The following is a 14,460-nucleotide window of genomic DNA, read 5'->3' on the forward strand; positions in this document are numbered from 1 at the left end:
CAGGAGGCCCGAGGGCGGCAGACCCGACGGCACCGGGGCCGACGGCGTCCGAGCCGCCGCCGAACCCGTTCGCGGTGCCCCAGCTCTTCGACGCGACGGATCCGCTCAACCCGCTCTGGCACGAGGAACACCTCGACTTCTACGTCCCGGTGGACAACACCGAGGAGTCCTTCACGACCTGCCAGAAGCGCTTCGAGGACCTCGCCGACCTGCACCGTCAGGGGCGGCTGGTGCTGGTCAGCGGCGAGCGTGGCTGCGGCAAGACCGCGCTGATCAACCGCTGCGCGTACTGGCTGCACGGCCGGCTGCGGGCGGACGGGCTGGGCGTCGAGGTGGTCGACCTGACCCAGGAGGCGTCGGACAGCGCGACCGTCCGGGAACGGCTGAGCAAGGTCAGCGAGGCGTTGGTCGACAAGCTCGACCTGCTCGCCCTGCTGCGTGGCGACCGGCTCTACGAGAAGCGCACCGACCCCGACGGCACGTACCGCAACCTGCCCGGCTACCTGGCGCCCGACCAGTGGTTGATCGTGTTGCTGCCGACCGTCGAGCTGGTGGAGGAGCTGCGCTACTACGACGCCCGCGCTCCGCAGCGGACGGTGTTCTTCGCCGAGGCGCCGTCGGCCGTGGGTGTCCAGCACGTCTCGGGCCGGACGCTGCACCTGCGGGTCGACGCCTTCGAGCACGAGCACGCCAGCCTCTTCGCCGCCGACCGGCTGGGCCGGATGCCGGCGGGCGCGGTACCCCCGCTCGCCCCCGAGGCGCTCGACGAGTTCATCCAGGGCGATCGAAAGACGACTATTCGTGAGATGCAGTGGTTACTGTTCGGGGTGTACGAGACACTCCGGGTACAAAATAGCCGACCGGATGAGGTGACCTGGGAACACCTCGGCCGACACTTCGTCAGAGAAGCCCGCCGCCTCAGGGGGGAGCGACCGTGATGGACGCGCACGACCCGGACCCGAACGGCGCGGTCAACCCCTACCCGTCGAGCGCGGTGGCCCAGATCGCGGACGCCGGGTCGACCGTCATGACCATCCCCACGGCGGCGATCCGCCGGGCGACCGCCGTGATGGACGGCTACCTCACCGCGCTCCGGGCCGCCCCGCAGGAGCCCGCCGGCCGGGTACTGGCCGTGGTGGGCGACTACGGCACCGGCAAGACCCACCTCGCGGCCCACCTGATCCGGCACGCCGCCGAACGCCTCGACGGTGATCTCCAGTGGATGCACCTGAACGCCCCGCCGGACACCTTCGTCTCGCTGTACCGTGCCTTCGCCGACAAGCTCGCCGACCGCCGGGACGTGGTGGACCGCCAGGTCCGCCGGCTGTACGCCGACATCCTCGCCGTCGAGGTACGCCGCTCGCGGGTCACCGAGCCGCTGGCCGAGTCGCTGCTGGACGGCAGCCTGGACCCGGTCGCCGTGGTGGACACCTTCGGCATGATGGAGCACCGCCTGCTCGAACAGCTCCGCCAGCGGCTGCGGGAGGTCACCGACAACACCGAGTTCGCGCGGGCGCTCACCCTGCTGCTGCGGGGCGGTTTCGAGGACGCGGTCTGGGAGTGGATCGCCGGGCGGCCCCCGGCGGAGGTGCTCCGGGAACGCGGCATCACCGGCACCCTCACCGCGACGGAGGCGACCGCCTTACAGGCGATGGGCGTCTTCGCCATGCTGATCGGGTACGGCCCGAACCCGTTCGTGCTGGTGATCGACGAGTTGGACCAGGTGCTCACCGCCGCCGGCCGGCGCGGCACCGAGGCGCTCGACAAGTTCAAGGAGATGCTGCACGTCTTCGCCGCGTCGCACACCTTCCTGATCATCGCCGGGCTGCCCGACCTGCTCGACAGCCTGCCCCGCGACGTCCGGGCGCGCAGCGGCGAACAGGTCCGGATGACGCCCCTGACCACCGCGGAGACCCGTGGGTACATCCGGTACCGGCAGGGCGACCGGCTGGCGCCGTTCACCGAGGAGAGCGTCGTCCAGCTCGTGGAGCTGGCCCACGGTGTCCCCCGCCGGGTGATCTCGCTCTGTCACCGGCTGTGGCGCCAGGCCCGGGACCGGGGTACGCCGGTGACCCCGGCGATGGTCCGCGCGGCGGTCCGCGAGCTGTACGGCGGCGCGGGGACGCAGCACGTGCTCGCCGAGATCCGGCAGGTGCTGGTCGGCACCGGGCACGACGCCTACGTACCCGACTACTTCCTCACCGACCGGCCGGACAGCCGCGTCGACTACTGGCTGCCGGTCGGGCGGGACGACGCGGGCTGCGGCATCCTGCTCGCCGGGCCGATGCTGGAGGAGAGCGACGTGGCCACGGTCGAGAACCGGGCCCGCGCCGCCCACGCGCACCGGGACTGCGAGCTGCTGCTCGTCGTGTTGGAGCCGGTGCCGGAGCAGTTCCTGCCCCGCATCCGCGAGGCCGTCGGGCGGGAGCCGCTGCTGTACCGGCCGAGGTCCTTCGCCGACCAGCTCACCGCCGAGGTCAAGGCGATGACCGGGCGGATGGAGGAGCGGTACCCGCAGGACGGCCTGTTGGTGCCGGTGGCCCCGCACCTGGCCCGGCTGGACCGCCGCCAGTCGGCCACCCAGCACATGCTCAGCCTGCTCACCGGCGCGCTGGACGACCTGCGGGTCCGCAACGACCAGCAACTGGCCGCCATCCACCGGGACCTGAGCCAGCTCCGGCCGCCGCCCGGGGCGGTCACCGAGCCCGGCGCGGACGACCTGCTCGCCGGCCTGCCCGCGCCGGTGGTCGAGGTGTTCGAGCGGGCCCTCGCCGCCGGTCACCTGCACACCCGGGTCGGCACGCTGCTCACCCAGGCCTTCGCGGAGGGCGAGGCCGGCCGGGGGGCCCGCCAGGCGGTCCGGGCCCGGATCCGGGACGGCCGGGTGCACGCGGCCACCGGGGTCGCCGCCCTGCTCACCGAGCTGGTCGAGGCGTTCGCGCAGGCCGTCGCCGAGTGGTACGCCCTGGCCCGGCAGCAGCCGGGCGGGCCGACCGTGGCGCAGCGGGAACGGCTGGAGGAGATCTGTCAGATCTTCGACGTCGTCCACGAGTACCTGCCGGTGTTCCGGCTGCGGGCGTTACGGGACCTCGTCGACGGCCCGGGGGACGGGGCGGGGCCGGAGGACCTGTTCGGGGACCTCAGCTCGCGGGTCCGCCAGGAACTGCTGGCCGCCCTGCCCGGCGGGGCCACCTGACGACACGGGGCCACCTGCGGGCACGGGGCCGCCCGAGGACGCCGGGGCAGCAGGCTCGGGCCGGTACGCCTCACGCAGGCCGTTGGTCAGCGCGTGCAGCAGGTTGACCGTGAGGATCGCCGGTGCCACCACCGCCACCGTGCCGGGGAACTGCCGTTCCAGCACCAGCGCCAGGATCACCGCGGTGATCCCGTTCTGCTGGCCGAGGAGCACGTCGAGGCGGTCGGCGGCGGGCAGCCGGGCACAGACGATCAGGGCGACCACCACGTGGGCGGCGACCGCGGCCAGCCCGAGCACCACACCGGGCACCGGCCGTACCCCACCGACCAGGACCAGGCCGAGGGCGAAGGTGGCGGCCAGGAACGCCCACCGGGTGAGCCGGTCGAGCAGCGCGCCGACCGGCGGACGGTAGAACAGGCCGGCCACCGCCAGCCCGAGCATCAGGAACTGCCACACCGCGACCCCGGCGACGCCGACCAGCAGCACCACCTGGAGCACCGTCCACGCCGTCGGAGGCCCGCCGAGGCGGCGGCGCAGCGCCCGCGTACCCCACCAGAGCAGGGCGGCGACCAGCACCAACGCCGCGTTCTCGGCCAGCGAGACGCCGAGGTCGCGCAGCGCCGTGTGCGGCAGCACGTCCACCGTGGCCGGCCCGTCGGGCAGCAGCGGCAGCGCCCAGGCGGCGGCGTACACGGTCAGCAGGACGGTGACCGGGTCGTCGAACGACGCCCAGGCGGAGAGGATCGTCTTGGCCTGCGGCGACATCCGGGACTGCAACCGGGCCGCCGCGAACGACAACGGGTCGATCTGCGCGACCGCCACCCCGAGCACCAGGTAGGCGGGGTTCCGGAAGGCCAGCAGCATCACCCCGGTGATCAGGGCGGCCTTGACCAGCACACCGACCGTGATCGCCAGGCCGACCAGCCGGGCGTTGCGCCGGGCCGCCGCCAGGTCGATCCCGGAGGTGCTGGCGAACAGGCCGACGGCCAGCAACACCCCGGCCACCGCCAGGTAGCCGTCCGAACGGTACGGCGCGGTCCAGTCCAGGCCGGCGGCCAGCGCCCAGCCGGCGGCGGCCACCAGGACGAACAGCCCGCTGCGCCGCAGCGACGGCAGCACCGCCTCGGCCACCCGGGTCGGCCGGGTCGCGCCCGGCTGCGCCGTGCTCATCCGTTCAGCTCGCCGCTGAGCAGGGCGGCCCGGTCGTCGGCCGCCGCCACCCGGCTCTGGTCGAGGGTGACCGCGAGCAGGTAGCGGTCCAGCCCGATCGGGTAGCAGTAGAGGGCGCCCTCCTCGACGTCGAGGACCAGCCGGCGCACCCGGGACCCGATCGCCGGGTACGCCGCCCGGACCACCGTGCGCAGCAGCACGTCGACCCGCTGCCCGACGAGCCCGTAGAAGGCCCGCCGCCGCCTCGAGCCGGTGCCGTCGGCGAAGCGTTCCAGCCGGTCGTCGTCGAGCAGGTCGGCGCTGGCCTCGACCCGGCCGGGCCGGCAGACCGCCGCGTAGTGCAGGTCGTCCGGGTCGAGGTGGTCGCGGCAGATGGCGGCGAGCCCGGCGTACGTCGGGTCGGCCGTCCAGGTGCGGGGCCGGACCGTACCCGCCGCCGCCTCGTCCGGCCCCGCCGCGCCGCCCTCGGCCCCGGTCTCGGCCCCGGCCTCGGCCTCGGGCACGGTCAGCCAGCCGCCGTAGTTGGTGGGCTGCTGGCTGACCGCCTCACGCAGCCGGTTGGCCAGCTCGGAGAGGCCGACGTCGGCGGCGCGGACGTCCGGCTGACCCGGCGGCGGACCGCTCTCCGGCGCGGCCGGCCGGGTCATCGCCACCAGGTACTGCTCCCGGCGCACCTGGAGCGCGAAGATCACGCCCCGGGCGGTGTGCAGCACGGTCCGGATCAGGTCCCCGCTGCGCGCCGGCCGCAACTGGACGTCCAGGTCGGTCATCACGTGCACCACGTCCCGGCCGACGAGCTGCCGTTCCTCGGGCGGCAGCGGGTCCGGCCCGCCGGGCGCGGCGTCGGCGTCCAGGGCGAAGTCGCACACGCCGGTGCTGTAGCGGGCCAGGTGGACGAGGCCGGGCACCTGGCGCATCAGCTCCTCGCAGGCGGGCAGCACACCGGGAGGCCGCCCCTCCAGGTGGCTGCCGAGGGTGACGACGATCCGCCGGTCGCCGTGCTCCGGCCGGACCGTCCCGTCGGCGGGGGCCTCCGTGCTCATGTCTCCGGCACCTCCAGGTCGACGAAGTCGAGCGCCACCGACCCGGGACGGCGACCACCGCTGAGCTCACCGTCGGTCAGCACCACGGCGAGCAGCCGGCGGGCGGCCCGCAGGTAGGGATGGTCCACGCCGAGCAGGTGACGACCCTCGTCGAGGACACCACGCAACAGTTCCTCGGCCGCCCCGACGCGCCCGACCGCCGCCAGGTTGCCGGCCTGGTTCACCTGGCCGGCGAGCGCCCACGGATGGGACTCGCCGAGCGCGGACGCCAGCCCGGTGGCGGCCTTGCCGCCCTCGGCCACCGTCTCGTCCGCCTCGTCCGTGCCCCGCCGCAGCACGGCCCGCAGGCTGCGGGACAGGTGGACGAAGGGGTGCCCGGCGACCAGGTCCCGCTCGTAGCCGGCGAGGCTGTCGTCGGCCAGCCGGACCGCCTTGTCGCTCTCCCCGGCCAGGTGGTAGTCGACGGCGAGGCTCAGCCGGCAGGAGCGGGTGGCCGGGCTGTCCTCCCCCAGCAGCCGCCGCAACGCCAGGTAGGCCCGGCTGTTCAGGTCCTTGGCCCGGTCGCGGTGCCCCCGCCGCCGTTCGGTCACCGCCTGGTGGCGGATGGTCCGCAGCAGCAGCATGTCCTCCTCGCCGTGCCCAACGACGCGCCGCTGGTACACGTCCTGCAACAGCCGGTACGACTCGGCCAGGTCCGCCGGGCTGCCCAGCTCGGCGAGGTACCGGCCGAGGTCCCCGGCGAGCCGCAGGGTCGCCGGGTGGTTCTCGTCGAACAGCCGCAGCCGCCGGTGCAGCGTGTCCCGGGCGACCCGGACCGCCTCGTCGGTCCACCCCGCCAGGTGGTACGAGCTGGCCAGGTTGTACGCCGCGACCAGGGTCTCCGGGTGGGAGTTGCCGAACTGGTCGCGGAAGCCCCGCCAGGTCGCCTGGTCCTCGATCAGCGCGGGCCGGAACCGGCCCACCCCGCGCAGGTCCCCGGCGAGGCCCCGGCGGCTGACCAGGACCCGGGGATGGTCGTGCCCGAGCAGCGTGGCACCGTGCGCCACCACCACCCGGCTCAACTCCAGGGCCTCGTCGCCGTACCCCAGCATCCGGGTCACGTCCGCGAGCCGGGTGGCCAGGCGCAGGGTGAGCCGGTCGCCCCAGCCGTGCCGGGCCAGCCAGCGGTCCAGCAGGGGCCGCCACAACCGGCGGGCCTCGGCCGACTCCCCCTCGCCCCGGGCGATGAGGTGTTCGAGCTGCTCCACGAGGAACCGGCGGACGTCGTGCGGGTCGTCCACCTCCAGCGCGCCGGCGGCGAGCAGGTGCTGGTGCAGCTCCCGGCGCAGCGCGGAGCCGGCGGCGGTGCTCCGGGGTGCCGCCCCGGCCAAGCCGAGCAGGAACTGCCCCCGCCGGGCCGTTTCCTCGGGCGGGGCCAGGCAGGCCCGCACGGCGGCCTGCACGGCGGGGTGCATCCGCACCACCCCGTGGTCGCCCCAGGCGACGTCGAAGAGCCGGTACCGGGTCGCCACCGTCAGCGCCCGGTCCATCTCCAGGCCGTCGGCGTTCAGCAGCGCCGCGTCCTGGCCGGTGAGCCCGGCCGCGACCTGCGTACGCATCCGCCGCGACTGCACCAGCGTCAACGACAGCCCGTCCGGGGCGGCGAACGCGAACATCTGGGCCAGCACCACGGCGACCCGACCGCTCAGCTCCTCGCCCATCAGCCCGAGCGCCACCTCGACGATCCGCCGCGTCGGCGACCCCGTCGGGTCCGCACCGGTCGGCGCGACCACCTCCAGGAACGCCGGTACCGCCGTGTCGCCGGCCCGCGACCCGGTGACCGTCTCCCGGGTGCTGAGCAGGATGCCGGCCTGCTCCAGCAGCCCGGACGCGAGCCACAGGTCGAGCGGGAGCGCGCCGACCGCGTCGACCACGGCGGCGGCCGGGGCGGCGGTCAGCCCGGTGACCTGCCGGGTGAGCAGCCGTACGGCGTCGGCCCTGGTCAGTTCCGCGACGGTCACCTCGGTACCGCCGGTGGACGGGCCCGTCCCGGGCCGGGTGAGCACCACGTGGCCGGGCCCGGTGGGCAGCAGCCCGGCGAGGTCGACCCCGTCGGCGACGCCGTCGTACACCAGCAGCCACGGCTTGTTCCAGCGGCCCAGTTCGCGCAGCAGCTCGGGCACCGAGCCGCGCGGGCCGACGCCCAACCGGTCGGCGAGCGCGGCCAGCGCCCGCCACACGTCGTGCCGGCTGCGCGCCGGAATCCACTCGACGAGGCCGTAGTCGGCCCGGAACCGGTCGACGTAGGTCCGGACCAGGCTGGTCTTGCCGGCCGCCGCCGGCCCCCGGACCGTCACCGGCTCCCCGTGGCGGCTCGCCAGGAGGTGGTCCCGCAGCTCGGCCAGTTCCCGGTCCCGGCCGACGAAGCGGCGCGGCGCCGGCGGCAGACCGGACACCGGGCGGGCCCGGTCCCGCCCGCCCGGGAACCCGACCCGCCACGGGCGGGGCCCCGGTTGGCTGGTCACCGCCGCGAGGCCCAGCGTCCCGCGCAGCCGTCGGCGGGCCACCTCCTCGCTGCAACCGGCCAGGTCGACGACGCGCGCCGGGTCGGGTCGCAGCCCCGGCGTCGCGGTGGTGCGCACCACCAGCAGTTCGGTGCCCGGGTGCGCGCGGACCTGCTCGACGAAGGGCGCCAGCCAGCCGTCGTCCAGCACGGACGGGGGCACCGGCGCGCCGGCGGCCCGGGGCGGGGGCGGTTCGGGGGCGACCGCCAGCACGGTGACCGGGCCGTCGACCGGCGGCGCGCCCCGGCCCCAGCGCCGGACCTGGAGCCCGAGCACGGTCAGCTCGTCGCGCAGCCAGTCCGCCCACGGCCGCTGGATCTCCGGGTACGCCAGGCTGACGGCGCCGGTCTCGGTCACCGGCTGCCGGCCCACGCCGTACCGGTAGCGGTCCCGGACCGGGTCCGGCTCCGGCGCGGCGCGGTCCACCTCGCCGGCGGTGAGCAGGCCGAGCAGCGCGCCGTACGCGGTGAGCACGCCGTCGCGGTGGCGGGACTCCTCCAGCAGCGGGGCCAGCGGCTGCCCGGAGGGCGCACCGGCGATCTCGACCTGCGCGAAGTCGACCGGGACGGCGGGCTCGTGGAGCACGCCGAGGAACCGGGTCCGGACCTCCTCGGCGTACCGGGCGGCGGCCTCCTCGTCGCCGGTCAGCCCGGTGGTGGCCGCCACGATGCGTACCCCGGCCGGGGCGGCCCGCTGCACCTGCCGGGCGACCGCCGCCGCGTCGGCCAGCGCGGGCCGGTGGTACGGCAGGCAGACCACCACCGCGTCGCAGAGCACCGCGAGCCACGCGGCGACGGTCTCGGCGAAGTCGGCGGGTTCGAGCAGAACGTCGTCGTACTCGGTGAAGCGCAGTTGCCGGCGCAGCTCGATGCGCAGGGCCCCGTCCGGGCCGCCGCCCACCTCGGTCACCGGCGGCCAGACCGTGGGGTCCGGGGTCCAGAGCACGTCCAGCCGGCCGGGCGGGACGGCGTACCGGCGCAGGGTGGGCTCGCCGGTGGCGAACCCGGGCAGCGCGAACATCAGGTCGGTCAGGGCGGTCGGGAGGTGGTCGGTGATCGCCGAGTCCTCGGCGTGGAAGGCGCGCAGGTGCTCGTGCACCCGGACCGCGCCCCGCCCGGCGTCGACCACGAGCACCCGGCGACCGGCGCGGGCCAGCAGCAGGGCCAGGTTGCTCACCACGTTGGTCCGCCCGGTGGAGCGGGCCGCCGCCACGAAGCCGGTCACCCGGGTCTCCGCCGCCCCGGCGTCCGGCCGGTCACCCCCCGGCGCGGTCACCGGCGAACCGTCCCGGCCCGGCCGTGCTCTCCCGTCATGCCGTCCCTCCCCGTCCCGCATCCCAGCCGGCGTCAGCCGCTCCCGCCCGGTCCTGTGTGTTCTGCCACCAGAGGAACCCGGTGGTGGGGTCACCTGTCTCGGCTATCAACCGGCGTAACGACCGACGCAGCAGTTCGCGGGGGATGGCGTCGAGTTCGGCCGGGTCGAGAGCCTCGACATCAAGGAGATGAGACACCAGCGGTCGGTCGCGGCTGCTCATCCTTTCCGACATGTCCGGCCCAACCTTCGATCCATCGGCGCCACCATCCCGAACGGCCGAGTCCGCGACCCGAACGGCACAACCAGCATCCCGCCAGTAACATATCGTAGCGTTCATCGATATTCACCGTCGTTACGGTGGATCGCGCCATGGCCTGGGGAGGGCAGCCGTGCGGTCCGATCGGCACGAAATGCCCACCGGGACGTTCCTGGCGATCGCCCGTGGCGGCGGCGGCCGGTCGGCCGTCCGGCGGCTGCTCGCCGGGCAACTCAGCCGCAATCTGCTCGCGCTGCGTGAGGTCGTGGCGCTGAGCCAGGACGTCGGGCATCCGCACGCGCCCCTGGCCCGGCACGCCTGGACGCTCCTGGCGGAGCTGCGGCGCGACGCGCCCGGGGCGGCCCGCGCGGTGCTCGGGTACCCGTCGGTCAGCGTCTGGGCGGTCCGCACCCTCGCTGCGCTGCGTGACGGGGAGATCGGCGCCGAGCCGGCCCTGCTCGGTGCGGTGGTCGCGGCGGTGGCGCTGCGGGCCGGCACCCGGGCTCGTGTCGTCATGCCGACAGCCCCCACCGGCGCCGCCGTGGTCGCCCTGCCGGGGCTCGGGCTGCTGCGCCGGGGGCCCGGCGACGGCGTGGCGAAGCTGAATGGCGGCGGGGCGGCGCTGCCTGGCCACGGCACGGGGGAGCTGAATGGCGGCGGGGCGGAGCTGACCGTCGACGGCGGGAGGGGCCTCGTCGCGCTGGACGGCGTTCCCGCCACCCCGGCCGGGGACGCGCGGCTGTCCTGGCAGCCCACGTACCGGCTGCGGGCGCGGGGGCGGGGGCCGGTGTTCCACCTGGACGACCCGTGGGCCCTGGTCGACCCGGCCGGCGTCGTCCCGGTGGACGCGGCCGGGGCGGCCCGCTGGCGGGCCCGCCTCGCGCCGGGGTGGCGGCTGCTGGCCACCCGGCACCGGTCGTCCGCCGCCGACCTGGCCGAGGTCGTCTCGGTGCTCACCCCGCTGCGCCGGGACCCGGCGGGCCGGCCGCTGGCCGCGCTGGCCGGGGGCGGCACCCCGGCCGAGCTGACCGCCCCGCTGATCAGCGGCACCTTCCCGGCCGCGGTGGGCTGCATCGCCCTGGCCGGCACCGGGGACGCCCGGACGATCGCGGCGACCCTGGTGCACGAGCTGGCGCACAACAAGCTCGCCGCGCTGGACGACCTCTTCCCGCTCGTGGAGCCGACCGCTGGGGCCCGGCACCCCGCACCCTGGCGCGCCGGCCCCCGCCCGCTGCCGGCCCTGGTGCACGGCCTGTACGCGCACGTGGCGGTGGGCGGGTTCTGGCTGCGCCAGCGGCACCACGAGACGGCGGCGGGCCGGCACCTGGCCCGCGCGGAGTTCGTCCGGGTCCGCGCGGCCTGCCGGGAGGTGGCCGGGCTGCTCCGGGTTGCCGACGGCCTCACCGGGCACGGGCGGCTGCTGGTGGAGCAGCTCGACACGGTGGTCGCCGGCTGGGCCGACCGGCCGGCACCCGGGCGGGGCCGGCCGGTCCGCGACCGGACCGGGTGGCGGCCGGTCGCCACCCGGTGGGGGGCGTCGGTCAGTCCTTGAGGAGCTGGCGGGCCATCACGATGCGCTGGACCTGGTTGGTGCCCTCGTAGATCTGGGTGATCTTGGCGTCCCGCATCATCCGCTCGACCGGGTAGTCGCGGGTGTAGCCGTACCCGCCGAGCAACTGCACCGCGTCGGTGGTGATCTCCATGGCCGCGTCCGAGGCGAAGCACTTGGCCGCCGCGCCGAAGTACGTCAGGTCGGCGTCGCCCCGCTCGGACTTCCCGGCGGCGGCGTACGTCAACTGGCGGGCCGCCTCCAGCTTCATCCCCATGTCGGCGAGCATGAACTGGACGCCCTGGAACTCGGCGACCGGCTTGCCGAACTGCCGGCGCTCGGCGACGTACCCCTTGGCGTAGTCGAGCGCGCCCTGCGCGATGCCGAGCGCCTGGGCGGCGATGGTGACCCGGGTGTGGTCCAGGGTCTTCATCGCGGTGGCGAAGCCGGTGCCCTCGGCGCCGATGATCCGGTCGGCCGGGATGCGGACCCCGTCGAGGTAGACCTCCCGGGTCGGGGAGCCCTTGATGCCGAGCTTCTTCTCCGGCGCGCCGAAGCTGACCCCGGGATCGGACTTCTCGACCACGAAGGCGGAGATGCCCCGGGACCGGGCGCCCGGGTCGGTCACCGCGAAGACGGTGTAGAACTCCGACACCCCGGCGTTGGTGATCCACCGCTTCACGCCGTTGAGCACCCAGTGGTCTCCGTCACGCACCGCGCGGGTGGTCATCGAGGCGGCGTCGCTGCCCGCCTCGGGCTCGGAGAGGCAGTACGAGAACATCGCCTCGCCGGTGGCGACCGGGGTGAGGTACCGCTGCTTCAGCTCCGCCGAGCCGGCCAGCAGCAGCGGCATGGTGCCGAGCTTGTTGACCGCCGGGATCAGCGAGGACGCGGCACAGGCGCGGGCCACCTCCTCGATCACGATCGCGGTGGCCAGGGCGTCCGCGCCGGCACCGCCGTACTCCACCGGGATGTGCGGGGCATGGAAGTCGGCGGCCCGCAGGGCGTCGAACGACGCCTTCGGGAACTCACCGGTCTCGTCGGCCTCGGCGGCGTGCGGGGCCACCTTCGCCGCGCAGACCTCACGAACCGCCTCCCGGATCGCCTCGTGCTCCTCGGGCAACCGGTAGACGTCGAATGGTTCCCCTGCGGCCATGTCGGCACCCTCCCTCTCACCGCTATCATGCGCAGTCGGTGCCTTGTCCGTCACGGTCGACCACGCAGGATGAAGGATAACGACACGGCCCCGGTCATGGTTACCCGCGCGTAGCCTCGGCCAGGATGTCACCGGCGTCACCCCGCCGGCTGGCCGCCACACATTCACAATGTCCTTCGGTGCCCCGGACAGGCGCCCGGCCGAAACGCGACGCAACCAGAGCGCCGCCAGTGCGAGCGGAGAAGACAGGCGTGACGATCCCGTACCCGAACCCCCAGCCGATGCCGGTGATCCCGGCGGTGACGCCGCCCTCCGGCGCGTCCCGGCCCCGGGTCACCTTCCTCGGCACCGGTTACCTCGGCGCGACGTACGCCATCTGTTACGCGGAGCTGGGCTACGAGGTCCTCGGCTTCGACGTCGACGCCGACAAGATCGCCAAGCTCAACGCCGGTGAGGTGCCGATCCACGAGCCCGGCCTCGACGAGCTGCTGCGGCGGAACCTGGCCGCCGGCCGGCTGCGGTTCAGCACCGACATCGGCGAGACCGCCGACTTCGGCGACGTCCACTTCATCTGCGTGGGCACCCCGCAGCGGGCCGACGGGATGGGCGCCGACCTGTCGTACGTCGAGGCGTCGGTGACCAGCCTGGCCCAGCGGCTGACCCGCAAGGCGCTGATCGTCGGCAAGTCCACCGTCCCGGTGGGCACCGCCGAGTGGGTGGAGCAGCTCGTCGGCAAGCACACCCCGACCGACCTGGGCGTCGAGGTGGCCTGGAGCCCCGAGTTCCTCCAGGAGGGCTTCGCCGTCGACGACGTGCTGCGCCCCAACCGGATCGTGGTCGGCGTCAAAAGCGAGTGGGCCAACGGCATGCTCTACGCCGCGCACAAGGGCGTCTTCGACCTGGCCGCCACCGAGGACCGCGAGGTGCCGCTGGTGGTCACCGACTTCGCCACCGCCGAGCTGGTGAAGGTCGCCGCGAACGCCTTCCTGGCCACGAAGATCTCCTTCATCAACGCGATGGCCGAGGTCTGCGAGGCCTCCGGCGGTGACGTCACCCAGCTCGCCCGCGCGATCGGGTACGACCCCCGGATCGGCAACCGGTTCCTCCAGGCCGGCCTCGGCTTCGGCGGCGCCTGCCTGCCCAAGGACATCCGCGCGTTCCAGGCCCGGGCGCAGGAACTGGGCGCCGGGGAGGCGCTGCGCTTCCTGCACGAGGTCGACCTGATCAACCTGCGCCGCCGTACCCGGGTGCTCCAGCTCGCCGCCGACCTGCTCGGCCGCCGCTCCGGGCCGGCCGGGCCGGACCTGTCCGGCACCCGGATCGCGGTGCTGGGCGCCACCTTCAAGCCCAACACCGACGACGTCCGCGACGCGCCCGCCCTGGCGGTCGCCGCGCTGCTGCACAAGGCCGGCGCGGACGTGCACGTCTTCGACCCGCAGGGCGTGGAAAACGCCCGCCGGGCGGTGCCGGAGCTGCAGTACGAGGCCACCATCACCGACGCCGTCACCGACACCGACCTGGTCTGCGTGCTGACCGAGTGGGCCGACTTCCGCAACGCCGACCCGGTCGCCCTCGGCGAGCTGGTCGCCGGCCGCCGGGTCGTCGACGGCCGCAACTGCCTGGACGCGGCACTGTGGACCCAGGCCGGCTGGGAGTACCGGGGGCTGGGTCGCCCCTGACCCGACGCCGGTCCGCACCCGGCGCGGCGGCGCGCCCGGCGGTGACCGGCACCTGATCCGCCCGCAGCGGCCGGTCGTGGCACCTCGGCCACGGCCGGCCGCTATTTTGTGGCCGCCGACGCGGCGGCGGGTGTCGAAATCCGGGCCAGGTTTGGGCATGCTGCGACAGTGGAGTCGTCCACAGTGCGGGTCGGCCGGGTGGAGGGGTGTCGGTGGGTACCTTCAAGTGCGCCTCGTGCGGCCAGGAGATCAAACCGGCCGCCGACTGCCCGCACTGTGGGGCCCACCAGCCCCAGTGGGTCGAGCACCTGGCCGAGATCGAGCGGTCGATCGCGGAGATGAAGGCCCGCGAGGCCGCCATCGCCGCCGAGCAGCGGCAGATCGCCGCCAAGATGCAGGCCGCCCTCTTCCAGCGGGACATCCTCGCGCACGCCGGTGAGGAGCGGCTCAAGCAGTCCGCCCGACCGCACCGGGTGCTGCGCCGCCGGGCGGGCCGCCGCCCGGTGCCGAACCCGGCCGGCCCCGCCGACCCGACCGACGCCCCGGCCCCGACC

General features: G+C 75.0%; 10 protein-coding genes. 5 read left to right on the forward strand and 5 right to left on the reverse strand.

Features of this window, described 5'->3' with window-relative positions; genetic code table 11:
* Positions 1–74: 74 nt before the first annotated feature.
* Both AWW66_RS21500 and AWW66_RS21505 read left to right on the forward strand, forming a co-directional pair.
* Positions 75–938, forward strand: coding sequence for a hypothetical protein (locus tag AWW66_RS21500; protein WP_067369437.1), 864 nt, complete (start codon positions 75–77; stop codon positions 936–938).
* A complete protein-coding gene (locus AWW66_RS21505; protein WP_067369440.1) occupies positions 938–3,196 on the forward strand; it encodes a BREX system ATP-binding domain-containing protein in 2,259 nt (752 codons plus the stop codon). The genes AWW66_RS21500 and AWW66_RS21505 overlap by 1 nt, the downstream gene beginning before the upstream one ends.
* Here AWW66_RS21505 and AWW66_RS33870 read toward each other — a convergent pair.
* The 4 genes from AWW66_RS33870 to AWW66_RS33875 are packed head-to-tail and all read right to left on the reverse strand — an operon-like array spanning position 3,080 to position 9,498.
* A complete protein-coding gene (locus AWW66_RS33870) occupies positions 3,080–4,366 on the reverse strand; it encodes a cation:proton antiporter (RefSeq protein WP_157527669.1) in 1,287 nt (428 codons plus the stop codon). The genes AWW66_RS21505 and AWW66_RS33870 overlap by 117 nt on opposite strands.
* The gene (locus AWW66_RS21510) at positions 4,363–5,409 is read right to left on the reverse strand and encodes a hypothetical protein (RefSeq protein WP_067369448.1); all 1,047 of its coding nucleotides are present in this window, start codon (positions 5,407–5,409) and stop codon (positions 4,363–4,365) included. Before AWW66_RS21510 ends, AWW66_RS33870 begins: the two co-directional genes overlap by 4 nt.
* The gene (gene fxsT, locus AWW66_RS21515; RefSeq protein WP_067369451.1) at positions 5,406–9,227 is read right to left on the reverse strand and encodes an FxSxx-COOH system tetratricopeptide repeat protein; all 3,822 of its coding nucleotides are present in this window, start codon (positions 9,225–9,227) and stop codon (positions 5,406–5,408) included. Before fxsT ends, AWW66_RS21510 begins: the two co-directional genes overlap by 4 nt.
* A gap of 34 nt (positions 9,228–9,261) precedes the next feature.
* Positions 9,262–9,498 (reverse strand): hypothetical protein, encoded by a 237-nt coding sequence (locus tag AWW66_RS33875; protein ID WP_157527671.1) that lies wholly within the window; start codon positions 9,496–9,498, stop codon positions 9,262–9,264.
* 157 nt (positions 9,499–9,655) lie between these two features.
* Between AWW66_RS33875 and AWW66_RS21520 the strand changes: the two genes are divergently transcribed.
* Complete coding sequence (locus AWW66_RS21520; protein WP_157527673.1) at positions 9,656–11,074, forward strand: aKG-HExxH-type peptide beta-hydroxylase; 1,419 nt, start codon at positions 9,656–9,658, stop codon at positions 11,072–11,074.
* Here AWW66_RS21520 and AWW66_RS21525 read toward each other — a convergent pair.
* Entirely contained in the window at positions 11,064–12,227 is a 1,164-nt protein-coding gene (locus AWW66_RS21525; RefSeq protein WP_067369456.1) for an acyl-CoA dehydrogenase family protein, read from the reverse strand. The two genes, AWW66_RS21520 and AWW66_RS21525, sit on opposite strands and share 11 nt — an antisense overlap.
* A gap of 251 nt (positions 12,228–12,478) precedes the next feature.
* Here AWW66_RS21525 and AWW66_RS21530 point away from each other — a divergent pair, with 251 nt between their 5' ends.
* Both AWW66_RS21530 and AWW66_RS21535 read left to right on the forward strand, forming a co-directional pair.
* The gene (locus tag AWW66_RS21530) at positions 12,479–13,906 is read left to right on the forward strand and encodes a UDP-glucose dehydrogenase family protein (RefSeq protein ID WP_067369459.1); all 1,428 of its coding nucleotides are present in this window, start codon (positions 12,479–12,481) and stop codon (positions 13,904–13,906) included.
* A 212-nt stretch (positions 13,907–14,118) separates the two neighbouring features.
* The coding region (locus tag AWW66_RS21535) for a hypothetical protein (RefSeq protein WP_157527675.1) at positions 14,119–14,460 on the forward strand (342 nt) is incomplete at its 3' end.

The organism is Micromonospora rosaria (assembly GCF_001567585.1).
In the GTDB taxonomy this organism is placed as follows: Bacteria; Actinomycetota; Actinomycetes; order Mycobacteriales; family Micromonosporaceae; genus Micromonospora; species Micromonospora rosaria.

What these genes read in the sequence shown, in the direction of transcription:
- AWW66_RS33875 (WP_157527671.1), bottom strand. Translation starts at nt 9,498, where the DNA reads ATGTCGGAAAGGATGAGCAGCCGCGACCGACCGCTGGTGTCTCATCTC.
- AWW66_RS33870 (WP_157527669.1), bottom strand. Translation starts at nt 4,366, where the DNA reads ATGAGCACGGCGCAGCCGGGCGCGACCCGGCCGACCCGGGTGGCCGAG.
- AWW66_RS21505 (WP_067369440.1), top strand. Translation starts at nt 938, where the DNA reads ATGGACGCGCACGACCCGGACCCGAACGGCGCGGTCAACCCCTACCCG.
- AWW66_RS21510 (WP_067369448.1), bottom strand. Translation starts at nt 5,409, where the DNA reads ATGAGCACGGAGGCCCCCGCCGACGGGACGGTCCGGCCGGAGCACGGC.
- AWW66_RS21525 (WP_067369456.1), bottom strand. Translation starts at nt 12,227, where the DNA reads ATGGCCGCAGGGGAACCATTCGACGTCTACCGGTTGCCCGAGGAGCAC.